The 22,883-nt window shown below is 69.8% G+C and carries 20 protein-coding genes; 12 read left to right on the plus strand and 8 right to left on the minus strand.

Going from position 1 to position 22,883, the window contains the following annotated elements:
* Positions 1-7: 7 nt before the first annotated feature.
* Positions 8-886 (plus strand): SDR family oxidoreductase, encoded by an 879-nt coding sequence (locus tag Q9R27_RS06650; protein WP_311251563.1) that lies wholly within the window; start codon positions 8-10, stop codon positions 884-886.
* A 27-nt stretch (positions 887-913) separates the two neighbouring features.
* Here the strand turns inward: Q9R27_RS06650 and Q9R27_RS06655 are convergent, their stop codons facing one another.
* The 4 genes from Q9R27_RS06655 to Q9R27_RS06670 form a co-directional block, all read right to left on the minus strand.
* On the minus strand, positions 914-1,330 hold the full coding sequence (locus Q9R27_RS06655) for a TM2 domain-containing protein (protein ID WP_311251564.1): 417 nt from the start codon (positions 1,328-1,330) through the stop codon (positions 914-916).
* A gap of 59 nt (positions 1,331-1,389) precedes the next feature.
* The gene (locus Q9R27_RS06660) at positions 1,390-2,625 is read right to left on the minus strand and encodes an acyl-CoA dehydrogenase family protein (protein ID WP_311251565.1); all 1,236 of its coding nucleotides are present in this window, start codon (positions 2,623-2,625) and stop codon (positions 1,390-1,392) included.
* Entirely contained in the window at positions 2,625-3,788 is a 1,164-nt protein-coding gene (locus tag Q9R27_RS06665; protein ID WP_311251566.1) for a steroid 3-ketoacyl-CoA thiolase, read from the minus strand. The genes Q9R27_RS06660 and Q9R27_RS06665 overlap by 1 nt, the downstream gene beginning before the upstream one ends.
* Positions 3,789-3,901: 113 nt before the next feature.
* Positions 3,902-4,480 (minus strand): hypothetical protein, encoded by a 579-nt coding sequence (locus Q9R27_RS06670; RefSeq protein ID WP_311251567.1) that lies wholly within the window; start codon positions 4,478-4,480, stop codon positions 3,902-3,904.
* A 131-nt stretch (positions 4,481-4,611) separates the two neighbouring features.
* On the opposite strand from Q9R27_RS06670, the gene Q9R27_RS06675 reads away from it, so the two are divergent.
* A complete protein-coding gene (locus tag Q9R27_RS06675) occupies positions 4,612-5,844 on the plus strand; it encodes a cytochrome P450 (RefSeq protein WP_311251568.1) in 1,233 nt (410 codons plus the stop codon).
* Positions 5,845-5,912: 68 nt separating this feature from the next.
* Here the strand turns inward: Q9R27_RS06675 and panB are convergent, their stop codons facing one another.
* Positions 5,913-6,779, minus strand: a complete 867-nt coding sequence (gene panB / locus Q9R27_RS06680) for a 3-methyl-2-oxobutanoate hydroxymethyltransferase (RefSeq protein ID WP_311251569.1) — start codon at positions 6,777-6,779, stop codon at positions 5,913-5,915.
* Between the two features lie 124 nt (positions 6,780-6,903).
* On the opposite strand from panB, the gene Q9R27_RS06685 reads away from it, so the two are divergent.
* From Q9R27_RS06685 to Q9R27_RS06720, 8 genes are all read left to right on the plus strand, one after another.
* Positions 6,904-8,988: an NAD(+) synthase gene (locus Q9R27_RS06685; RefSeq protein WP_397219653.1), complete on the plus strand. Its 2,085-nt coding sequence runs from the start codon at positions 6,904-6,906 to the stop codon at positions 8,986-8,988.
* A 25-nt stretch (positions 8,989-9,013) separates the two neighbouring features.
* On the plus strand, positions 9,014-10,351 hold the full coding sequence (locus Q9R27_RS06690; protein WP_311251570.1) for a glutamine synthetase family protein: 1,338 nt from the start codon (positions 9,014-9,016) through the stop codon (positions 10,349-10,351).
* A 7-nt stretch (positions 10,352-10,358) separates the two neighbouring features.
* A complete protein-coding gene (locus Q9R27_RS06695; RefSeq protein WP_311251571.1) occupies positions 10,359-11,123 on the plus strand; it encodes a type 1 glutamine amidotransferase in 765 nt (254 codons plus the stop codon).
* Entirely contained in the window at positions 11,120-14,098 is a 2,979-nt protein-coding gene (locus Q9R27_RS06700) for a bifunctional [glutamine synthetase] adenylyltransferase/[glutamine synthetase]-adenylyl-L-tyrosine phosphorylase (RefSeq protein WP_311251572.1), read from the plus strand. Before Q9R27_RS06695 ends, Q9R27_RS06700 begins: the two co-directional genes overlap by 4 nt.
* A gap of 43 nt (positions 14,099-14,141) precedes the next feature.
* Complete coding sequence (locus Q9R27_RS06705; RefSeq protein ID WP_311251573.1) at positions 14,142-14,831, plus strand: hypothetical protein; 690 nt, start codon at positions 14,142-14,144, stop codon at positions 14,829-14,831.
* A gap of 179 nt (positions 14,832-15,010) precedes the next feature.
* Positions 15,011-16,408: a PepSY domain-containing protein gene (locus Q9R27_RS06710; RefSeq protein WP_311251574.1), complete on the plus strand. Its 1,398-nt coding sequence runs from the start codon at positions 15,011-15,013 to the stop codon at positions 16,406-16,408.
* Between the two features lie 46 nt (positions 16,409-16,454).
* Positions 16,455-17,171, plus strand: a complete 717-nt coding sequence (locus tag Q9R27_RS06715; protein WP_311251575.1) for a YcnI family protein — start codon at positions 16,455-16,457, stop codon at positions 17,169-17,171.
* Positions 17,172-17,230: 59 nt separating this feature from the next.
* Positions 17,231-18,415, plus strand: coding sequence for a copper resistance protein CopC (locus tag Q9R27_RS06720; protein WP_311251576.1), 1,185 nt, complete (start codon positions 17,231-17,233; stop codon positions 18,413-18,415).
* Positions 18,416-18,517: 102 nt separating this feature from the next.
* On the opposite strand, the gene Q9R27_RS06725 is transcribed toward Q9R27_RS06720, so the two are convergent.
* Together Q9R27_RS06725 and Q9R27_RS06730 are read right to left on the minus strand one after the other, a co-directional pair.
* Complete coding sequence (locus Q9R27_RS06725) at positions 18,518-19,195, minus strand: vitamin K epoxide reductase family protein (RefSeq protein ID WP_311251577.1); 678 nt, start codon at positions 19,193-19,195, stop codon at positions 18,518-18,520.
* Complete coding sequence (locus Q9R27_RS06730) at positions 19,192-19,965, minus strand: thioredoxin domain-containing protein (RefSeq protein ID WP_311251578.1); 774 nt, start codon at positions 19,963-19,965, stop codon at positions 19,192-19,194. The genes Q9R27_RS06725 and Q9R27_RS06730 overlap by 4 nt, the downstream gene beginning before the upstream one ends.
* A gap of 97 nt (positions 19,966-20,062) precedes the next feature.
* On the opposite strand from Q9R27_RS06730, the gene Q9R27_RS06735 reads away from it, so the two are divergent.
* A complete protein-coding gene (locus Q9R27_RS06735; protein ID WP_311251579.1) occupies positions 20,063-20,857 on the plus strand; it encodes an isocitrate lyase/phosphoenolpyruvate mutase family protein in 795 nt (264 codons plus the stop codon).
* 28 nt (positions 20,858-20,885) lie between these two features.
* Here the strand turns inward: Q9R27_RS06735 and Q9R27_RS06740 are convergent, their stop codons facing one another.
* Positions 20,886-21,344, minus strand: a complete 459-nt coding sequence (locus tag Q9R27_RS06740) for a MarR family transcriptional regulator (protein ID WP_311251580.1) — start codon at positions 21,342-21,344, stop codon at positions 20,886-20,888.
* 61 nt (positions 21,345-21,405) lie between these two features.
* On the opposite strand from Q9R27_RS06740, the gene Q9R27_RS06745 reads away from it, so the two are divergent.
* Entirely contained in the window at positions 21,406-22,881 is a 1,476-nt protein-coding gene (locus Q9R27_RS06745; RefSeq protein WP_311251581.1) for an MFS transporter, read from the plus strand.
* The last annotated feature ends 2 nt before the right edge of the window (positions 22,882-22,883 follow it).

Below are 22,883 nucleotides of genomic sequence, written 5' to 3' on the forward strand. Positions count from 1 at the left end.
CGCACCCATGAGCAAGATCCTCGACGGCCGCATCGCCATCGTCACCGGAGCAGGCCGCGGCATCGGCCGCGCGCACGCCCTCGAACTCGCCCGCCAGGGCGCCACTGTCCTGGTCAACGACTTCGGGGTCACCAACAACGGGGAGAAGTCCGACTCGCCGGCCCACGAGGTGGTTGCCGAGATCGAGGCGCTGGGAGGCCGGGCTGCGGTCAACGGCGCCGATGTCGCCGACTTCGACCAAGCGGGCGCCATGGTCCAGCAGGCGATCGACACCTGGGGCGGCCTCGACATCCTGGTCAACAACGCCGGCTTCGTCCGCGACCGGATGCTGGTCAATGCCACCGAGGACGAGTGGGACGCGGTGATCCGGGTCCACCTCAAGGGACACTTCGCGCCGCTGCGCCACGCCGCGGCGTACTGGCGGGCCGAGTCGAAGGCCGACCGCCAGCGCGCAGGACGAGTGATCAACACGACCTCGGGCGCGGGCCTGCAGGGCTCGATCGGCCAGGTCGCCTATTCCGCGGCCAAGGGCGGCATCGCGACGATGACCCTGGTCGCTGCGGCCGAACTCGGCCGGGTCGGCGTCACCGTCAACGCTATCGCCCCGGTGGCCAAGACACGGATGACCGAGGGTGCCTTCGACACCTCGCAGATGGCGCTGCCCGAGGACAACTCGCCGGTCGTCGCCTGGCTGGCCTCCGAGGCAGCCGGCCACGTGACAGGTCGTGTCTTTGAGATCGACGGCGGCCTGCTCACCCTGGAGGACGGCTGGCGCCACGGGGCTGCCCGTGACGCCGGGCGCCGCTGGGAGGCAGGCGAACTGGGCGACGTCGTCGACCAGTTGCTGGCTGAAGGTGCCACGCCGGACCCGGTCTACGGCACCTGAGCGAGGTCTGCGGCACCTGAGCGAGCGTCAGCTCCGCAGCAGGCGCCCCTCGGCATCGCGCTGGTCGTCGCCGACCAGGATCAGGATGCCGTCGATCAGCGCCCAGATGCCGCAGCCACCACAGGTGACCAGTTGGGCGATCGCCATCCCGGTGTGCCCGGTGTAGAAGCGCCCGATGCCCAGCGTCCCGATCAGCAACTGGAGTACGCCGGCGATCACCTTGCTCTTCTCGCCGTACGGCTCACCGGAGCGCGGGTGCCGCCCGAATGGGGCGGCCGGGTCGAACCCGGGCGGTGCATAGCCATATCCCGGGGGCGGCGCGGGCTGGCCGTACGGTGCCTGCTGGCCGTACGGCGGAGGGCCGGGTTGCTGCTCGCCCCAGCCGGGTTGGCCGGAGGAGGGGAGGCGGCGGGTCGCGTCGTCGTTCGGGTCGTGTTCACTCACGCCGGTGATCGTCCCACGCCAGTGGCTGCGCAAACGTCGCGCCCCGCCGGGATGCCTGCTCAGCGGCGCAGCAGGCCCTTGGCCACGTGGGTGACCTGCACCTCGTTGGAGCCGGCGTAGATCATCAGCGACTTGGCGTCGCGGGCGAGTTGTTCGACGCGATATTCGGCCATGTAGCCGTTCCCGCCGAAGAGCTGGACGGCCTCCATCGCCACCTCGGTCGCCGCGCGCGAGGAGTACAGCTTGTACGCCGACGCCTCGGCCATGTCGATCAGGGTGCCGGCACGGCGCGCCGCGATGCCCTTGAAGACCATGTTGGCGACGTTGACCCGGGCGATCTCCATCTCGGCCAGCTTGAGCTGGATCAACTGGAAGTCGGCGATCGGCTTGCCCCACAGCTCACGCGACTTCGCATAGTCGATGCAGAGGCGCTGGCACTCCTCGATGATGCCCAGGGCAAAGGTGGCGATGCCGACCCGCTCGGCGACGAAGTTGGCCCGCGCCGAGGCCCTGCCGTCGGCGCCCTTCGCGGCACCGGTGCCCGGACCGGCCAGCAGCCGGTCGCGGCCGAGGCGGATGTTGTCGAAGAAGAGTTCCCCGGTCGGGGAGGAGGCCATCCCCATCTTCTTGAATGGCCTGGACTGGGTCAGCCCGTCCATGCCGGAGTCGAGGACGAAGGTCAGCACCGGCTGCTCGCGCCGGTCGACTCCCGAGCCGTCGTCGAGCTTCGCGTAGACCACGATGGTGTCGGCGTACGGGCCGTTGGTGATGAACGTCTTGTGCCCGGACAGGAGCCATTCGTCACCGTCGGGCTTGACGGTGGACCGCATCCCGCCGAAGGCGTCCGAGCCGGACTCCGGCTCGGTGATTGCCCAGGCGCCGACCTTGTCGAAGGTGAGCAGGTCGCGCGCCCAGCGCTGGCGCTGCTCGATCGTGCCGAGGGCGTTGATGGTCCCTGCGGTCAGCCCGGCCGAGACGCCGATCGCGGTGGGGATGCCCATCCCGACCTTGACCAGTTCGATGTTGGCGATGGCACCCAGCGCCGTCTCCAGGCCCTCGGGGGCCTCCTCGTCGAACGGCTCACCGGCCGCCTCGGCGCTCGCCTTGCGGATGTCGTGGTCGAAGCGCTCGCCGGCTGCCTCACCCAGCCCGAAAGCGGCGTAGTACTTGCGGACCAGGTCATAGGGCGCCATGCCCTCGAACTCGAGTGCGTCCTGGTGGGGGCGCAGTTCCTTGTCGACGAACGTCCGCACTGCGTCACGGACGGCGAGATCGTCCGCACTCCACTCGAACATCAGATGCGCTCGATGATGGTGCCCGAGGCCTGCGCGCCACCGGCGCACATGGAGACCAGTGCGGTGGAGGCGTCGCGGCGCTCGAGTTCGTGCAGGGCAGTGGTGAGCAGCCGGGTGCCGGTGGAGCCGACCGGGTGTCCGATGGCGATGGCGCCACCGTTGACGTTGATCTTCTCCTCGGGCACCTGGTGCACCTTTGCCCAGCTCATCACCACGCCCGCGAAGGCTTCGTTGACCTCGCAGATGTCGATGTCGCTGATGCTCATGCCGGTGTCCTTGAGCAGCTTCTCGGTGGCCTGGACCGGGCCGTCGAGGTGGTAGTAGGGGTCCGCGCCGACCAGGCAGGAGCTGACGATCCGGGCCCGCGGCTTGAGGCCGAGCGAGGTGGCGAGGTCCTCGTCCATCAGCAGCAGCGCGGAGGCGCCGTCGGAGATCTGCGAGGAGGTGCCGGCGGTGTGGACGCCGCCCTCGAGCACGGGCTTGAGGTTCGCCAGGCCTTCCAGCGTGGTCTCGCGCAGCCCCTGGTCGGTGGTGACCAGGCGGGTCTCGCCGGTCGGATTGCCCTCGTCGTCCAGGACCGGCGCCTCGACGCCGAAGATCTCGCGGGTGAAGCGCCCCTCGTCGACGGCGACCCGGGCCTTCTGCTGGGACCAGAGGCCGAAGGCATCGACGTCGGCGCGGGTGAAGCCGCGGTCATTCACGATCCGGTCAGCGCCCTCGAACTGGTTGGGCAGGTCGATGTCCCAGCTGCTCGGGCGCGGGTCGCCCAGGCCCTTGGGCACGTTGCCGCCCAGGGGGATCCGCGACATCGACTCGATGCCGCAGGCGACGCCGGCCTTGATCGCGCCGCCGGCGATCATCGCGTTGATCAGGTGGGTGGACTGCTGGGCAGAGGAGCACTGCGCGTCGATCACGGTGGAGGCGGTGTGGTTCGGCAGGCCCGCGTGCATCCAGGCGCGGCGCACCATGTTGTTGGACTGCTCGCCGGCCTGCGTGACACAGCCACCGATCACCTGCTCGATGAGTTCGGGGTCGATCCCGGCGCGCTTGAGCACCTCGACCTGTGCGGCGCCGAGCAGTTCGGCCGGGTGTACGCCGGCCAGCCACCCGCGTCGCTTGCCCTGCGCCGTACGGACTGCTTCGACGATGACCGGGTTGCCCATGACTGCCTCACTCGCGGAACGCTGGATGCCTGGCTCGGCGGAGCCACGCCTGTCCGGCAAAGTAGAACACGTTCTCGCTGCTGCCCGCCATGGTGGTCCCACTGGGAGGGAGTTCAGTGATCGAACTCCAGTTCGGCGTTCGCGGGGAGGCGACGTACGCCGATCTGGTTGGAGCTCGCCAGGTCCGTCAGTAAGTCCTCCGAACCGCCAAGGACGACGTACGCCGCGTCGATGTGCCATCCGGCGAACCAGGCGAGGTCATCGGGCCACCAGAAGGAGGGGACCATGGCTGAATTGCGTCGTGTCTGGTGAGGGATCTCGGCGATGCCGAGGCGTTCGGCCATGCCCAGAGTTCCCAGGTGTTCGGCCAAGTCCGCCAGGTCGGTCGCCGCTCCCCGGAAGGCGTGGTGGGGCCGGTCCTGCAGGTCCAGGGTCGCCGGGGAGTCCAGATGTGGCATGCCCATGTGCAGGCCTTCCCAGGCAAGGAAGCTGCAGTGCGCTGGCGTCGTGGTGTGCCTGGTGAGGAGTTCGCTGAGTGCATCGAGTTCCTCGCCGACGGGCAGGGAGGCGAGCCGGCCGTACGCGTCGTACCGCGGAGGGATGACGCTGTGGATGGATTCGTCGTGGGCGGCCTCGAGTTCACTGAGCACCTCGGGGTTGCCCAGTTCGTCGGGATCGCAGGGTCGCCACATCGGTCCAGCCCACCTCGTAGCCGCGTGATTCGTCAATCGTTTCGGAAATATCTCGGCAAGCCTCTTCCAAACATTCTGTGAGTATGTAACCATCGTCACTAGAACGTGTTCTAACAATCGTGGAGGAAGCAGTGACCGTTACGACGCAGTTGCCTGTCGGGTTCGATCCCACCGACCCGGGCCTCATCGAGGAGCGCATTCCGCACGAGGAGTTCCGCGCACTGCGCCAGTCCTCGCCGGTGCACTGGGTGGAGCAGCCGCAGGAGGCGCGGGCCGGGTTCAAGGGGGTCGAGGGCTACTGGGCTCTGACCAGGCACGAGGACATCGCCGCCGTCTCCAAGAACAGCAAGTCGTTCTCGACGGCCAAGCAGGGCGCGATCATCCGCTTCGCCCCGGACATGACGCCCGAGCAGGTGGAACTCCAGGGCGTCATGCTGATCAACCAGGACCCGCCGGACCACACCAAGTTGCGCCAGGTGATCTCGCGCGGCTTCACGCCGCGTGCCATCAACGCGCTCCACGACGCCCTGGCCGAGCGGGCGAAGAAGATCGTCGCCGACGCCAAGGCGAAGGGTTCGGGCAACTTCGTCGAGGACATCGCCGCTGAACTGCCGCTGCAGGCGATCGCCGAGCTGATGGGCGTGCCGCAGGAGGACCGCGGCAAGCTCTTCGACTGGTCGAACCAGATGCTCTCCTATGACGACCCGGAGATCGAGGGCGACGCCGAGGCTGCCTCCATCGAGATCCTGACCTATGCCGCGGCCCTGGCCGACGAGCGTCGCCAGAACCCCAAGGACGACATCGTCACCAAGCTGATCACCGCTGACGTCAACGGGCACGCGCTCACCGACGACGAGTTCGGGTTCTTCGTGATCCTGCTGGCCGTGGCCGGCAACGAGACCACCCGCAACGCGATCACCCACGGGATGGGCGCCTTCTTCGACAACCCCGACCAGTGGGAGCTCTACAAGAAGGAGCGCCCGCAGTCGGCCGTGGACGAGGTCGTCCGCTGGGCCACCCCGGTGACCGTCTTCCAGCGGGTCGCGCTCGAGGACGTCGAGATCAACGGCACCCTGGTCAAGGAGGGGGACCGCGTCGGCCTCTTCTATGCCAGCGGCAACTTCGACGAGGACGTCTTCGACGACCCGTACTCCTTCAACATCATGCGCGAGGAGAACCCGCACCTCGGGTTCGGCGGCCACGGTGCGCACTACTGCATCGGTGCCAACCTGGCCCGCCTGGAGATCGAGTTGATCTTCAACGAGGTCGCCGACCAGATCCCCGACATCAAGCGCGCCGGCGACGCGCGTCGCCTGCGCAGTGCCTGGATCAACGGGGTCAAGGAGCTGCAAGTCACCTACTGACCTCGACCATCGGGGGCGCGAGGGCGGCCGGACCTGTGGGAGGCTCCGGCCGCCCTCGCGCGTAGGGGTCAGAAGGTGTGCTCGGCACCCGGGAAGGTGGTCGCCCGCACGTCCGCGACGTACTCCTTGGCGGCCCCCAGCAGTACGCCGTGCAGGTCGGCGTACTGCTTGACGAAGCGGGCCATCTTCCCGGTCCGCAGCCCGAAGGCGTCCTGCCAGACCAGCACCTGGCCGTCGGTCTGGTTGCCGGCGCCGATGCCGATCGTGACGATATCGAGCTCGCGGGTGATCTCGCCGGCCACGTCGCCGGGCACCATCTCCATCACCACCGCGAACGCACCGGCCTCCTGCACCGCACGGGCGTCGGCCTTGACCCGTTCGGCCGCGTCGTCGCGGCCCTGGACCCGATAGCCGCCGAGCACGTGCTCGCTCTGCGGGGTGAAGCCGATGTGGGCCACGACGGGAATGCCGCCCTGCACCAGCTTGGTGATCACCGGCGCCATTTCGGCGCCGCCCTCCATCTTCACGCAGTGCGCCCCGGCCTCCTTCATGAACCGCACCGCCGTCAGATAGCCCTGCTCCGGCGATGCCTGGTAGGAGCCGAACGGCAGATCAGCCACCACCATCGCCCGGTTGGCGGAGTTGGCCACCGCGCGGGTGAGCGGGATCAGTTCGTCGACCGTGATCGGCAGGGACGTCTCGTTGCCGAGCACGTTGTTTGAGGCGCTGTCGCCGACCAGGAGCATGTCCACCCCGGCCTCGTCGAAGGTCTGGGCGGTGTACATGTCATAGGCGGTGAGCATGGTGATCTTCTCGCCGCGCTGCTTCATCTGGGCCAGGTGGTGCGTGCGGACCCGCTTCACGGGGGCCGGTGCTGCTGCGTCCTTGGCCCCACCGCCGTAGGGTGCGGCGACCTCAGGGTTCTGCTCGGGCATGATCGGACTCCTTGTTCATCTCGAGGCTCCTGGCTGAGTCCCCGGACCGGGATCAAGGCTAGTGCCGTCGGCTGCCCTCGCACTGTGGCGATGCTCACGTGGGGCACGCCCTAGAATCCACGGTGTGGACTTCTACTCGGCATACGCCCAGGGCTTCGCCCGCGTCGCGGCCTGCACCCTCCCGGTCACCCTGGCCGACCCACGGGCCAACGCCGCCGCCGTGCTGGATCAGGCCCGGGCCTGCCACGACGAGGGGGTCGCGGTCGCGGTCTTCCCCGAACTCTGTCTGAGCGGCTATGCGATCGATGACCTGCACCTGCAGGACGTGCTGCTCGACGAGGTTCAGGCGGCGATCGCCGAGATCGTCGAGGCCAGCGTCGATCTGTTGCCGGTGATCATCGTGGGGGCGCCGCTGCGCAGCCTGCACCGGCTCTACAACTGCGGCGTTGTGATCCACAAGGGGAAGGTGCTCGGTGTGGCGCCGAAGTCGTACCTGCCCACCTATCGGGAGTTTTACGAAGCGCGTTGGTTCGCATCGGGTGCCAGCCAAGGCGGGGGTGGTGTGATCACGCTGAACGGCACGGACGTCCCGTTCGGCAGCGACCTGCTGTTCGAAGCGACTGATGTTCCTGGCCTGACCTTGCACGTCGAGGTCTGTGAGGACATGTGGGTCCCGGTGCCGCCGAGCGCCAACGCTGCTCTCGCCGGGGCCACGGTTCTCACGAATCTGTCCGGATCCCCGATCACGGTCGGCCGGGCCGAGGACCGCCGGCTCCTGGTCCGCAGCGCCAGCGCCCGCTGCGCCGCGGCGTACCTCTACGCGGCCGCCGGCGAGGGGGAATCCACCACCGATCTGAGCTGGGACGGCCAGACCATGGCCTACGAACTCGGCGACCTGCTCGGCGAGTCCGAGCGGTTCCCCGACGGACCACGGCGCACCGTGGTGGACGTCGACCTCGACCGGATCCGCCAGGAGCGGCTGCGACAGGGCACCTTCGACGACAACCGACACGGGGAAGGGCTGCAGCCGTCCTTGTTCACGACCGTCGAGTTCGTCCTCGAGGCGCCGACCGGTGACATCGGCCTGCGCCGTCACGTGGACCGCTTCCCGTTCGTGCCCGACGACCCGGAGCGACTGGCCCAGGACTGCTACGAGGCCTACAACATCCAGGTCTCCGGCCTGGAGCAGCGGCTGCGGGCCATCGGCGGCGCTGCCTGGCAGCCCAAGGTGGTGATCGGCGTCAGCGGCGGACTGGACTCCACGCACGCCCTGATCGTGGCGGCCAAGGCGATGGACCGGCTCGGTCGCCCGCGCACCGACATCCATGCGATCACCATGCCCGGCTTCGCCACCGGCGAGCGGACCAAGTCCTGTGCCACCCGGCTGGCCACCGCGCTCGGGGTCGCCTTCGAGGAACTGGACATCAGGCCGGCCGCCACCCAGATGCTGGAGGACCTGGACCACCCGTACGCCGACGGCGAGGCGGCGTACGACGTCACCTTCGAGAACGTCCAGGCCGGCCTGCGCACGGACTACCTCTTCCGACTCGCCAACCACCGTGGCGGCATCGTGCTGGGCACCGGTGACCTCTCCGAACTCGCGCTGGGCTGGTGCACCTATGGCGTCGGCGACCAGATGTCGCACTACAACGTCAACCCCGGCGTCCCCAAGACCCTGATCCAGCACCTGATCCGCTGGGTGATCGACTCGGGCCAGTTCGCCGCCGACGGCGCCAGCGGTGAGATCGCCGCGGTGCTCCGCGAGATCCTGGACCAGGAGATCACCCCCGAGCTGATCCCGACCACCGAGGGGGCGAAGCCCCAGGCCACCGAGGACACGGTCGGTCCCTATGCGCTGGCGGACTTCACCCTCCACCACGTGCTGCGCCACGGTCTGCGGCCCAGCAAGATCGCCTTTTTGGCCTGGCATGCCTGGCGTGACGCAGAGGTCGGCGAGTGGCCGCCCGGATTCCCCGCCGAACGACGTACGGCGTACGACCTGGCCGAGATCCGCCGCTGGCTGGAGGTCTTCCTCACCCGGTTCTTCGCCAACCAGTTCAAGCGCTCCGCGCTGCCCAACGGCCCCAAGGTCTCTTCCGGCGGCACCATGTCGCCGCGTGGGGACTGGCGGATGCCCTCGGATGCCAGTGCAGCGGCATGGCTGCGGGAACTGGAGAACGTGCCTCAGGAGCCGTTCACACGCCCGTAACACCCGATGCGCCATAGTTGGGGCCATGGGTAAGCAAGAGGATTTCGTGCTGCGGGCACTCGAAGAACGCGACGTCCGATTCGTCCGGCTCTGGTTCACCGACGTGCTCGGGTTCCTCAAGTCGGTGGCGGTCGCCCCGGCCGAACTCGAGGGAGCCTTCAGTGAGGGCATCGGTTTCGACGGTTCCGCGATCGAGGGTTTCGCCCGGGTCTACGAGGCCGACATGCTGGCCAAGCCGGACCCGTCCACCTTCCAGATCCTGCCGTGGCGCGGCGAGGGCCCCAGCACGGCGCGGATGTTCTGCGACATCGTGATGCCTGACGGCAGCCCGTCGTACGCCGACCCGCGCTACGTGCTCAAGCGGACCCTCTCGGCGGCGGCCGACAAGGGCTTCACCTTCTACACCCACCCCGAGATCGAGTTCTACCTCTTCAAGGACTCGCCGCAGGACGGCGTGGAGCCGGTCCCGGTGGACCGCAGTGGCTATTTCGACCACACCGCGCACTCGCACGGCTCCGACTTCCGCCGCGAGGCGATCACCATGCTCGAGGCGATGGGCATCTCGGTGGAGTACAGCCACCACGAGGGCGGGCCGGGCCAGCAGGAGATCGACCTGCGCTACGCAGACGCCCTCTCGACGGCCGACAACGTGATGACCTTCCGCACCGTGGTCCGCGAGGTCGCGTTGAGCCAGGACATCTGGGCCACCTTCATGCCCAAGCCGTTCACCACCCACCCCGGCTCGGGGATGCACACCCACCTCTCCCTGTTCGAGGGGGACCGCAACGCCTTCTTCGAGGCGGGTGCCGAATACCAGATCTCGCGCACCGGGCGACACTTCATCGCCGGCCTGCTCAAGCACGCGGCCGAGATCACCGCGGTGACCAACCAGTGGGTCAACTCCTACAAGCGCCTGATCGGTGGCGGCGAGGCCCCGTCGTACATCTGCTGGGGGCACAACAACCGCTCCGCGATGATCCGGGTGCCGATGTACAAGCCGAACAAGGGCCAGTCCACCCGCATCGAACTGCGCTCGATGGACGCCGCCTGCAATCCCTACCTCGCCTTCGCGGTGATCCTGGCCGCCGGGATGAAGGGGATCGAGGAGGAGTACGAACTGCCCCGCGAGGCGGAGGACGACGTCTGGTCGCTGACCGAGCGGGAGCGCAAGATGCTCGGCATCCAGCCGCTGCCCAAGACCCTGGCTGAGGCGATCCACATCGCCGAGGACTCCGAACTCCTGGCCACCACGCTCGGCGAGCACGTCTACGACTACTTCCTGCGCAACAAGCGCGCCGAGTGGGAAGACTACCGCGGCCAGGTCTCCGCCTTCGAGCGGAACCAGATGCTCCCGGTGCTCTGAGGTCGCCGTGACCGCTCCCGACGCGTCGGCCCCACGGATCCTGGTCGTCGAGCACGAGGCCATCTGCCCGCCGGGGCACGTCGGGCGCTGGCTGGCCGAGGCCGGCGCACGCCTGGACGTACGCCGGATGGGTGCCGGTGATCCGTTGCCCGACGACCTGGACGACCACGACGCACTGCTCGTCCTCGGCGGCACCATGGGAGCCGGCGACGACGCCACCCATCCCTGGCTGGGACCGGTGAAGGAACTCATCCGCTCCGCCGCCAGTGACGACGTACCCGTGCTCGGCATCTGCCTGGGCCACCAGTTGGTCGCCGTCGCCCTCGGCGGCGAGGTCTCCCGCAACCCGCTGGGCCAGCAGGTCGGGCTGGTCCCGGTCGGCTGGACCGATGAGGCAGCGACCGACCCAGTGCTCGGCGCCCTGGCTCGCGCCGCCGCCACTGGGGCACCGACCCGGGCGATCCAGTGGAATGACGACGTGGTCACGCTGTTGCCGTACGGCGCGAGCGTGCTCGCCGAGACGCCGCAGGAGGAGATCCAGGCGGTCCGCTTCGCCGCCACCGTCTGGGGCGTCCAGTTCCATCCCGAGGCCGACGCGGAGATCGCCGCAGCCTGGGCCGCCGGGGATGCTGACCGCCACCGCGCACTCGGCATCGACACCACCGCCCGCCTCGACCAGGCCCGCGCTGCGGCGAGTGAACTCGAGGCGACCTGGCGGGGCCTGGCCGACGCCTTCGCCCGGGTGGCTGCCGACGACTGGCCGGCACCGTGAGTACGCCGGGGACCAGCCTGCGCAGTGCACTCGCCCGCGCCGGGTTCGCCGACGCCGACACCGCGCTGGACCGGATCAGTGAACTGGGGGAGCAGGGGCCGGACCTGGTTCCCCTCTTCGCCCGTACCGGCGACCCCGACCTGGCCCTGGCCGCCCTGGTCGACCTGGCCGAGGCGGTCGACGACCGGGACGATTTGCTCCAGGCGATCACCGGGGACGGGGAGACCGGCGAGCGGCTGCTCCTGGTGCTCGGGGCGAGTGAGGCGCTCGGCAGCCACCTGCGCCGCCACCCCGGGCACTGGCACGACCTGCGTGACCCGCACCTGGCCTCCACCCGGCCGACCTCCTCCGCGCTCCGCGCCGACCTGCTCGCCGCGGTCGGGGCCGAGGCGAGTTCACCGGCCCCGGTCGCGACGCTGCCCGACGTCGAGGCCGCCGACGCACTGCGGGTGCAATATCGCCGCCACCTGCTCTCGCTCTGCGCCCGTGACGTTGCCCACGGCCTCGGGGTGGCCGACGTGGCTGCCGAACTCTCCGACCTCGCCGCCGGGACCCTGGAGGCCGCGCTCGCCGTGGCCCGTGCCCGGATCGGCCCGGAGGCTGATCAGGCCCGGCTGGCCGTGATCGCGATGGGCAAGTGTGGCGGCCACGAACTCAACTACGTCAGCGACGTCGACGTGATCTTCGTCCACGCCGCGGCCGAGGGCGCCGACGACAACGCCGCCACCCGGATCGCCACCCAACTGGCCGCAGCGATGATGCAGATCTGCTCCGACCACACCCGCGAGGGGACGATCTGGCCGGTCGACGCCAACCTGCGCCCCGAGGGCAGCAACGGCCCCCTGGTCCGCACCCTGGCCAGCCACGAGGGCTACTACGGCCGGTGGGCCAAGACCTGGGAGTTCCAGGCACTGCTCAAGGCCCGCCCGGTCGCCGGCGACCTGGAACTCGGGGCGGCGTACAGGGAGATGATCGCGCCGCTGGTCTGGTCCGCCGCTGGGCGCGACGGGTTCGTCGAGGACGTCCAGTCGATGCGCCGCCGGGTGCTCGACCACATCCCGGCCGACCAGGCCGAACGCCAGCTCAAGCTCGGCTCCGGCGGCCTGCGCGACGTCGAGTTCGCGGTCCAGTTGCTGCAGATGGTGCACGGGCGCGTCGACGAGACGGTGCGCGCCCCCGGAACCCTGAGCGCGATGGCCCAGCTGACCCGGGGCGGCTACATCGGGCGCGAGGACGGCCAGGCGATGCACGAGGCCTATGCCTTCCTGCGCACCCTGGAGCACCGGATCCAGCTCCACCAGTTGCGCCGCACCCACGTGCTGCCGACCGACGAGGCCGACCTGCGCCGGCTGGGTCGCTCCCTGGGCCACCTCAAGGACCCGGTCAAGGAACTCGACAAGCAGTGGAACTGGCACCGCCGCGAGGTCCGGCGCCTGCACGAGAAGCTCTTCTACCGCCCGCTGCTCAGCGCGGTCGCGATGCTGCCCGGCGACCAGGCCCGCCTCTCCACCGACGCCGCCAAGGAGCGGATGGCTGCCCTGGGTTACCTCGACCCGGCGGCGGCGCTGCGCCACCTCGAATACCTCACCAAGGGCGTCACCCGGACCGCGAAGATCCAGCGCCAGTTGCTCCCGGCGATGCTGGGCTGGTTCGGCGACTCGCCCGACCCCGACGCCGGGCTCTTCGGGTTCCGGCGGATCTCCGAGGCCCTGGGCACCACGCACTGGTACCTGAAGCTGCTCCGCGACGAGGGCGAGGTCGCCCAGACCCTGGCCCGGGTGCTCGGCACCTCGCGCTATGCCACCGACCTGCTCGAACGGGAGCCGGACGGGGTGAAGATCCTCGGCGCGGACCTCACCCCGCTGGCCTCGTCCGCCCTGGTCACCGAGATGGTCGCTTCCGCAGGACGCAAGGAGGGCGCGGACGCGAAGGTGCTGGCGATCCGCGGCGTACGGCGGCGCGAACTGCTCCGGATCGCCACCGGCGAGTTGACCGGCACCCTGGACGTGGCCGAGGTCGGCGCCGGGCTCTCCAAGCTCACCGACGCCACGCTGGAAGCGACCCTCGCCGCAGCGCAGGAGGCGGTCTGCCAGGAGCGGAAGCTCGACGGGCCGCTGAGCCGGATGGCGATCATCGCGATGGGACGCTACGGCGGGTTCGAACTCTCCTATGGCAGCGACGCGGACGTGATGTTCGTCCACGCCGCCGAACCGGGCGTGGAGGCGCAGCAGGCCACCAGTTATGCCCAGGCGGTGGCCAACGAACTGCGCCGGATGCTGGCGCTGCCCGGCACCGACCCGGCACTCGAGGTCGACGCGGCGCTGCGGCCCGAGGGCAAGCAGGGACCGCTGGTGCGCACCCTGGAGTCGTACGCCGGCTATTACCGCAAGTGGTCGGCCGTCTGGGAGTTCCAGGCGCTGCTCCGCGCCGACGCGGTCGTCGGCGACGAGGACCTGCGCCGGGAGTTCACCGAACTGGTCGACCCGCTCCGCTTCCCCGCCCAGGGGCTGAGCAGCGACGACGTCATCGAGGTACGCCGGATCAAGGCCCGGGTGGACGCCGAACGGCTGCCCCGGGGAGCCGACCCCAACACCCACCTCAAGCTGGGACGTGGCGGACTGGCCGACATCGAGTGGACCGTCCAGTTGCTGCAGATGCAGCACGCCGGGCGCCACCCGGAGTTGCGCACCCCGCGCACCCTGCCGGCACTGCACGCGGCCCGTGACCTCGAACTGATCGATGCTGCCGACGCCGAGGCACTCGAGGCGGCCTGGCGACTGGTCTCCGCGACCCGCAACGCGATCACCTTGGTCCGCGGCAAGGCATCCGACCAGATCCCGCGCGACGTACGCGAGCGCGACGCCGTCGCCTCGGTGCTCGGCTATCGCTCGGGGCAGTCGGACGTGATGGTCAACGACTACCTGCGCACCACCCGGCTGGCCCACGGTGTCGTGGAGCGGGTCTTCTGGGGGTGAGCCCGACTGGGCGCGCTGGGTGTCATCTGGGACAATCACCACCGTGGAGACGTCGGTGACCCTGGGGCTGCGGTACATCCGTGCCGCCGTGCTCGCGTTCGTCGTGCTCGCCACCGGCGCCATCGCGCACGCCACCGCCGGCGGCCTGCTGCCCTCGGTCACGATGATGGTGTTCCTCTTCGGGGCCGCCACCGTCGGCCTGGCCATGTTCCTGGGGCGCCCCGCCACCGCCGCCCGGATCGTCGCGTTGACCGTCGTCGGACAGACGCTGGCCCACCTGGCGTTCTCGCTGAGTGCCGGCCACGTGGGCGACCCGGTGGCCGCTGCTGCACCCCGCCCGGCACCGACCCCGATCGACCCTGGCGCCGGCGGTTCCTTCGCCGACCAGTTCGCCGCGGGTGGTCCCCACGTCGACGCCAGCCTCGCCATCCCGGCCGAGGTCGTCCACCTCTTCACCGAGCTCGCCACGCCGGCCCATGCCTGGATGACGCTGCTCCACGTCGCAGCAGCGGTCGCCGTCGGCCTCTGGCTCGCCGTCGGAGAGCGCGCCATCTGGACCCTGGTCGCCCTGGCTGCCACCGTCCTGGTGCCGGTGCTCGGCCTGGCCATGCACGCCATGCGGACGCCGGCCCGGTTCCCGCACGCGACACGCGTCACGCACGCCCCGCGCCATCTGGCCACGCTGGCGCGCTCCGTCGTACGCCGTGGCCCGCCGGCCCTCCTCCCGGCCTGATCCACCCCAACCCCTCGCCACGGCTCCGGCACGTCCTCGCGCACCGATCGCACTGATCTGGCTGATCGCACCGATCGACCAGGCGCACCGACCCCGCCGACCGCCCTGTCCCACCGGCAACAGCCCGGGAAGACGAGGCGCCCACGCTGCGGCGTACCCATGTGTTTCGAGGAGAGACCATGACCCTGCAAGACGAGCGCGTGCAGGAGGACCGCCCACCACGGGCTCCTGCCGCTCCCGGAGCGTCCGGCTGGTTCCGGGCGTTCTGGCGCTGGCACTTCTATGCCAGCTTCCTGGTGGTCCCGATCCTGCTGGTGCTCTCGATCACCGGCCTGATCTACCTGCTCCGCTTCCAAGTGGAGCCGATGCTCAACTCCGACGTGATGACCGTGTCGCAACCGGCCGACATGGACTTCACCCAGCCCTACTCGGCCCAGTTGGCGGCCGTGGAGAAGGCCTACCCCGACGCGACCATCACCTCGATGGCCGAGCCGCGCGCGGAGAACCGCAGCACGGTCTTCTCGATCGTCACCGCCGACGGCGAACCCCGGTCGGTCTTCGTCAACCCGTGGGGGGCCGAGGTGCTGGGGGACCTGAACCCGGACACGACCCTGAGCGGCTATGCGGTGCGGATCCACGCCAACCTGATGGCAGGGACGTTCGGTGACCGGTTGATCGAGATCGCGGTCTGCTGGTCGATCGTGATGGCCCTGACCGGCTATTACCTGTTCTGGAGGATGCGCGGCAACCGGAAGAAGCGGCCCAGGACGCTGCGCGCCAACCACGGGCGGATCGGTGCCGTGGTCGGGATCGGACTGCTGCTCCTGCTGGTCTCCGGCCTGCCGTGGACCGGCTTCTGGGGCGAGCGGGTGCAGACCCTGGCCACCGATCGCAGCACGTCGATGTGGAGCACCGACCCCGGGGCGCTCTCCGATCCGGCGTCCACGCTGGACGAGTCGCTGCCGCACTCCCACGCCGTACCGTGGGCGCAGGGCAAGGGCGAAGTGCCCCGATCGAGCAGCGACGGCCACGACGGCACCAATGTGGCCAACATCGACACCGCGATCCTGGTCGCGGAACAGCAGGGGCTCCGCCACCCGATGACGGTCGCGCTGCCGAACACCGACGACGGTGTCTTCTCGGTGATCGGCTATGCCTTCGACGCACCGTCGGACGAGAAGACGGTCCACGTCGGTCGCTACGGCGGCGAGGTCGTCTCCACCTATGGCTATGACGACTACCCGGTGCTCGCCAAGGTGGTCGCCCAGGGGATCGGCCTGCACGAGGGACGCAGCCTGGGACTGGTCTCGTTCTGGGGCGCGCTGCTGATGTGCCTGGGGGTCATCGCCTCCTGCGTCACCGGCCCGTTGATGTGGTGGCGGCGCCGGCCCTCCGGTTCCTCGGGTGCCCCACGGGGGCGCCTGCCGATCAAGGCCTCGCCGCTGCTGCTGGTGGCACTGGTGGCGCTCGGCCTCTTCCTGCCGCTCTTCGGGATCACCCTGGTCCTGGTCCTGGTCCTTGACCAACTCGTCGTACGCCGGATCCCGGCGCTGGCGCGCTACTTCAACTCGGCCTGAGCCCGGCACAGGCCCTCGACAACCCAACCCTCCCAAGGAGAAGAACATGAACATCACCCGCACCCTTGTCCGCCTCGCCGTCGTCCCGGTCCTCGGGGCCAGCCTGCTGATCGGGGCCGGCTCCGCCCAGGCCCACGTCACCGTCAGCGCGTCCACCACCGCCGCCGGGTCGAGCTCGCTGCTCACCTTTGCCTACGGCCACGGCTGTGACGGTTCGCCGACCACCCGGGTCGCCATCAAGATCCCCGAGCAGGTCGTCTCGGTGACCCCGACCCGCAGCGCCAACTACACCGTCGAGAAGGTGATGGCGACCCTCGACGAGCCGATCACCGACGCTCACGGCAACGAGATCACCGAGCGTGTCGACCAGGTCGTCTACACCGCCACGACGCCGTTGCCCGACGGCCAGCGCGATGAACTGGTGCTGTCGGTGTCGCTGCCCGACGCTGAGGGCGAGACGCTGGTCTTCCCGACGATCCAGACCTGTGAGGTCGGCGAGACCGCATGGACCGAGGTGGCCGCGGACGGCCAGGACAGCCACGACCTGGCGGCCCCGGCGCCGACCGTCACGCTGACCGCTGCCGAGGGCGACGGGTACGGCCACGGCGACCAGTCGGCCGACGCCGGGCACGAGGCCGCGGGGAACGACGCGGCCAGCGAGGATGCCGACGGCGGCAGCAACGAGCTCGCCATCGCTGGCCTGGTCGCCGGAGTGCTGGGCCTGCTCGCTGGTGGTGCGGCACTGGCGCGCAGCCGCAAGTGAGGATCTCGTCCGTCCCGGATCCCGGTCGCTCGCTTCGGCGGCCGGGGCCGGGCGCGCTCGTGGCCGCCGTGCTGGTGGCCACCCTCTCCGCGTGCCTGGTCCTGGTCGGGGCCGGTGCCGCCCAGGCGCACGCCCAACTGGTCAGCAGCGACCCGGCCAACGGGGCGGTCGTGGAGGTGGCGCCGGAGACGATCACGCTGGAGTTCAACGAGCGCATCGAGGCCCGCGGTGCCGGCACCCGGATCTTCACCGGGGACGGCACCGAAGTGCCCGCCACCGTCACCACGGCCGACCGCAACGCCGTGGTCACCCCCGGTGCGCCGTTGCCCGAGGGCACGGTGGTGGTGACGTGGTCGGTGGTCTCCGCTGATGGCCACACCATCTCCGGGTCGGTCACCTTTGCGATCGGGGCACCCACTCCTGGCGCTTCGGGCAACGACGTGTTCACCGAGCCGACCACGACCGGGATCGGTGCGGCCCGCACCGCGCTGGTTGCGGTCGTCGGGATGGCTGCCCTCGGCCTGCTCGTGGCCGTGAGCCGGGACTGGCCGCGGCTTCGCGAGTGGTGCTGGGGCATCGGCATGGTCGCGGTGGTCGGGGCACTGCTCCTCGACACGATGCACCGCGACCGGACCGGGTGGCAGGGCATCACCTCCTGGGAGTCGTGGGTCGACGGTTGGGTCAGTTGGCGTGGCCTGGTCGTTGCAGTAGGGGTGATCGCCGCTGCCTGGCTGGTCACCGCCGCCAGGGCGTCGCGGCGCGTCCCGGCACTTGTCGCTGCGGCTGTGCTCGTCATGACTGCACCGGCCGCGCTCGCCCTGCCCGGTCCGCCGCCGGGTGCCTCGGCCGGAGAGCCCGGTGGTTCTCCTGTCGGCGAGGTCGCTGCAGGGGACCACACGGTGCGGGTCGAGTTCGACTCGATGGCGGTCGGCACCACCGGGCTCACCCTCACGGTGCTCGACGCCTCGGGCGAACCGGCGGCGCCGTACGACGTACCCCGACTGGTCCTGCACACGGCGACCGGTGCGGATGATGACGCGGACGAAGGCGCAGGGCTGGACCTGGGCGCGGTCGAACTGGTCGAGGAGTCGTCGGGCACCTATACCGGGCAGGTGACCATCCCTGAACCGGGGGAGTGGACCGTGGAGGTCAGCCTGCGCCTGGACGAGTTCACCAACCCGGTGGTCGAGTTGCCGTTCCGGTTCGGCACCCGTGCGGTCCAGGTCCCCAGCGGCGGTCACTGAGCGGCCGGACGCCGAGCGCGCAGATGCACCCGATCGGCCCGGAACCCGGTTCGCGAGGGCCGATCGGGTGCATCTGCACCAGTTCGTCCGGGGTGGTGGCGCTCAGGCGAGGACGGTGGACCAGTAGTCCCAGAACCGGACCAGGATCAGGGCCGCGACTGCCAGGTACCAGGCGGCGAGCACCGTGACCCGCCACTGGTGCACCACGTCGACCACACGGCGTACGGCGGCGCCCCCGACCCGGTCCAGGGCGGCAAGGGTGAACCACAGCGCCAACGGGATCGTCACCGCCCACACCACCATGCACCACGGGCACAGCGCCTCGATGCGGTAGATGCTCTGGAAGATCAACCAGTGCACGAATCCGGCACCGGTCAGGGAACCGACCGCGCCACCGATCACGATCGGCTTCGGCAGCCGCGAACCGGCCACCACCAGGACCGCCACGGTGAGCATGATCGCGAACCCGATCAGCCCCAGGAACGGATTCGGGAAGCCGAAGACCGCGGCCTGGTCGGTGTCCATCACCGAGCCACACGAGAGCAACGGGTTGAAGTTGCAACTCGGCACGTACGACGGGTCCTGGAGCAGGCGGACCTTGTCGATCGAGAGGGTGAGCGAGGCGGTCAGCCCCAGGGCGGAGAGGACGGCGAGCCCGAGCCCGGTCAGGCGGCCCCACTGCGAGGCGAGGTGTTCGCTCCCGGGTGCGGGGTCGGCATCTGCCCGGTCGTGGATCGGGTCATCGGCCTGCTCGTCCCGGCCCGGGGGCCCGTCGGTCACTTGTCGAGCTCGCCCTGCACGATGGCCTCGAGTGCGCTGCCGGTGCGGGCCTGGGTGCGGCCGCCGTTGACCCGCACGTCGGGGGTGCCGTTCCAGGAGGAGCGACGCTGCTCCCGCTTCGTGGTGTATTCGATCCAGTCCTGGTGGGGGCGTTCGGCGATGCAGCCGGCCACCGCATCGCGCTCGGCCCCGGCCTGGACCGCGAGGTCGATCAGGCTGTCGTCGGAGAAGTTGCCCTGGTTGTCGAAGAGGAGGCGGTTCATCGGGGACCACAGCTCGGGGTCTTGCCCGACGACGCAGACGGCGGCGTTGAGTGCGCGCTCGGAACCCTCGCCCATGAACGCGATCGGGTGGTATTCGACGCGCACCTCGTCGCCGGCCTCCCAGGACGCGAGCAGGTCACGGGTCGAGGCGTCGAAGTCCCGGCAGTGCGGGCAGCTGTAGTCCGCCAGCACCGAGACCGTGACGTCCGCGTCGGGATTGCCGAACGCGATCACGCCGTCCTCGTTGAACCCCTCCGGTGCGGCGACCGGGTCGAGCTGCCGGGCCTTGGCGACGCCCCAGACCACGGCGCCGGCGACCAGGACGACGGCTGCGATCACGCCGATCTGCTTCATCAGCGAGATGCGCCGTTGCTTCCGCTTCTCGGCTTCCCGCAACGCCGCGGCCTTGGCACGGGCCTCGCGCTTGAGGCGGGCTGCCTCGGGATCGGCCTTCTTCTGCGAGGTGGACTTGTTGGGCTTCTTCTTGCCCGGGCGCTTGCCTGACATCTGGGGTGACCCTCGGGTGCTCGGAGACGGCGGACTTTATTTGAAGATTCTATCTTCACCATGGTGCCGGACCGGTGGGCGGCGTACCGTGGCGGTCATGAACGACGCCGCTCCCACGAAGTCTACGCACGCCAAGGCCAGCGAGTTGCTCCGCCTCCACCAGGATCCGTCCCTGCTGACGGTGGTCAACGTCTGGGACGTGATCAGCACCCAAGTGGTCGCCGGCACCGAGGGAACCCGGGCGCTGGCCACCGCGAGCCACTCGATCGCAGCCTCGCGCGGCTACAAGGACGGCGAGAACATCCCGGTCGAGGAGATGATCGGTGAGGTCGCCCGGATCGTCGCAGCGACGGACCTGCCGGTCTCGGCCGACCTGGAGGGTGGGTACGGCGATCCCGCGGGGACGATCCGGCGGGCCATCGACGTGGGCGTGGTGGGCGCCAACATCGAGGACCAGATGCGACCGCTCGCTGAGGCGGCCGGCAACGTCGAGGCGATGATGAAGGTCGCCGAGGGAGCCGGGCTGGACTTCGTGCTCAACGCCCGCACCGATGCCTTCGTCAAGGGCAAGGACCGGGACCGTGCCGAGGTGCTGGCCGACGCGAAGCAGCGCGGCCTGGCCTACCTGGATGCAGGTGCCCCCGTGGTCTTCGTCCCGGGAGTGCTCAGCGACGATGAGGTCGTCGAACTGGCCGAGGCGTTCGGTCCGCAACGACTCACCCTGATCGCGCTCCCCGGCGTACCGGCGCTGTCGCGGCTGGAGGAAATCGGTGTCGCCCGGGTCTCGTATGGACCGATGTCGCAACGCGTGGCACTGACCGCGCTCCAGGAACTCGTCGAGGCAGTCCATGCGGGCGGGGGAGTCCCGGACACCATGCGGCCACTGAACTGAGCGCGCCTGCCCGCACTCGCCGCAGGGATCAGTCAGCGGGACGCGGCCACGGCCGGCCGTCGCGCGCCTCGATGTCGAGGTTGAACCGCCGCAACAGTTCCGCCAGGTGCGCGACGTCCTCGGCGTTCCATGCCTCCAGCACGCGGCGTACGCCGGAGACGTTGAGCTGGCGCTCGGCCTCGAGTTGGGCGAGCCCCGCCGCCGAGGGCACGAACTTGCGAGCCAGGCCACCGTCGGGGTCCGGGATGCGTTCGACCAGGCCCTGGCGCATCATCGCCGCCGTCTGCCGGTTGAGGGTGGAGGTGTCGAGCCCGAAGGCCTCGCTCAACTGGCCGATCGACATCGGGCCCTGCCGGGACAGGCGGGTCAGCAGCGTGTAGGCGCTGCGCTCGAGGTGGGGCCGGCCGTCCTCGTGGCGGCGGGTGGGGGCGAGCTGGCGCATCAGGACCAGGGTCTCGAACTCGATGGCGGCGAAGCTGTCACTCACCATCGAATTGTAACGTACACAACATGTGCATGATGCACATCGAGTGGTATCGTCCCCACTTGTGCGTCATACAAACAATCAGGATTCCGGCCAGGGCAGCAACCCGAACGCGATCGTCTGGGTGCTCTCCGTCGCCGGCATCACCGCGGCGCTGATGCAGACCCTGGTCGTGCCACTGATCGGTGACCTGCCGCTCCTGCTGGACACCGATGCCTCGACGGCTGCGTGGGTGATCACGGCGACCCTGCTCACCAGCGCGGTCGCGACACCCGTGAGCGGGCGACTGGGGGACCTCTACGGCAAGCGCCGCGTGATGCTCATCTGCGCAGGCATCCTGGTGATCGGCTCGGTGGTCTGCGCCCTGGCCAGCACCGTGGTGCCGATGATCATCGGTCGTGGCCTGCAGGGCGTGGGGATGGGCATGATCCCGCTCGGCATCTCCGCGATGCGCGACCTGCTCCCGCCGGAGCGCCTGGGCACCTCGATCGCGCTGATGAGCGCCTCGATGGGCGTCGGTGGCGCGCTGGGCCTGCCGATCGCCGCGGCCGTGGCGGAGAACTCCAACTGGCGGATGCTCTTCTGGGGCTCGACGGCCCTGGCTGCCCTGGTCTTCACGCTGATCTGGACGCTGGTGCCGCCCACGGCGATCAGCGCGCAGGAGGGCGCCCGCTTCGATCCCGTCGGAGCGCTCGGGCTCGGTGCCGGGCTGGTCGCACTCCTCCTCGGCGTCTCCAAGGGCGCGGACTGGGGCTGGGGCAGCGCCGCCACGCTGGGATGCCTGCTCGGCGCCGTCGTGGTGCTGGTCGCCTGGGGCTGGTTCGAACTGCGTACGCCGGATCCCTTGGTCGACCTGCGGATCACGGCCCGGCCCGTGGTGTTGCTGACCAACCTCGCCTCGCTGGTCGTCGGCTTCGCGATGTATGCCCAGTCCCTGATCATCCCGCAGTTGATGCAGTTGCCCGAGGTGACCGGCTATGGCCTCGGCCTGGACATGCTGGAGATGGGCCTGTGGATGGCTCCCGGTGGATTCGTGATGATGCTGGTCTCGCCACTGGGCGCGAAGGTCTCGCGGATGCGCGGACCTCGAATCACCTTGGCGCTGGGTGCCTTCGTGGTCTCGATGGGCTATGTGCTGGCCGTGTTGCTGATGGCCACCGCGCCCGGCCTGCTGGTCGCGGTCTGCGTCTGCTCGGCTGGCGTCGGCCTGGCCTATGGAGCAATGCCGGCGCTGATCATGGGCTCGGTGCCGCTCTCGGAGACCGCCTCGGCGAACAGCTTCAACACCCTCAGCCGCGCGGTGGGTACGTCGGTCGCGGCAGCCGTCGTGGGCGTGGTGCTGGCCCAGATGACCACCACGCTGGGTGGCCGGGAGATCCCCACCGAAGCAGGCTTCCAGGCCGGCTTGCTGATCGGGGCCGGGGTTGCCCTGGTCGCCGCGATGATCGCGCTGACGATCCCGAGCCGGGCCAGCCGCACTGCCGAGGAACGGATCGACCACCCGGACCAGGCACCCGAGGTCGAGCCGGTCGCGGGATGATC

This window comes from Nocardioides sp. AE5 (assembly GCF_031844485.1).
Classification (GTDB): Bacteria; Actinomycetota; Actinomycetes; order Propionibacteriales; family Nocardioidaceae; genus Nocardioides.

Bases quoted from the DNA above. Each gene is read 5' to 3' on its own strand.
- Q9R27_RS06650 (WP_311251563.1), top strand. From the start codon at position 8: ATGAGCAAGATCCTCGACGGCCGCATCGCCATCGTCACCGGAGCAGGC.
- Q9R27_RS06660 (WP_311251565.1), bottom strand. From the start codon at position 2,625: ATGTTCGAGTGGAGTGCGGACGATCTCGCCGTCCGTGACGCAGTGCGG.
- Q9R27_RS06665 (WP_311251566.1), bottom strand. From the start codon at position 3,788: ATGGGCAACCCGGTCATCGTCGAAGCAGTCCGTACGGCGCAGGGCAAG.
- Q9R27_RS06670 (WP_311251567.1), bottom strand. From the start codon at position 4,480: ATGTGGCGACCCTGCGATCCCGACGAACTGGGCAACCCCGAGGTGCTC.
- panB (WP_311251569.1), bottom strand. From the start codon at position 6,779: ATGCCCGAGCAGAACCCTGAGGTCGCCGCACCCTACGGCGGTGGGGCC.
- Q9R27_RS06690 (WP_311251570.1), top strand. From the start codon at position 9,014: ATGGGTAAGCAAGAGGATTTCGTGCTGCGGGCACTCGAAGAACGCGAC.
- Q9R27_RS06710 (WP_311251574.1), top strand. From the start codon at position 15,011: ATGACCCTGCAAGACGAGCGCGTGCAGGAGGACCGCCCACCACGGGCT.
- Q9R27_RS06715 (WP_311251575.1), top strand. From the start codon at position 16,455: ATGAACATCACCCGCACCCTTGTCCGCCTCGCCGTCGTCCCGGTCCTC.
- Q9R27_RS06730 (WP_311251578.1), bottom strand. From the start codon at position 19,965: ATGTCAGGCAAGCGCCCGGGCAAGAAGAAGCCCAACAAGTCCACCTCG.
- Q9R27_RS06735 (WP_311251579.1), top strand. From the start codon at position 20,063: ATGAACGACGCCGCTCCCACGAAGTCTACGCACGCCAAGGCCAGCGAG.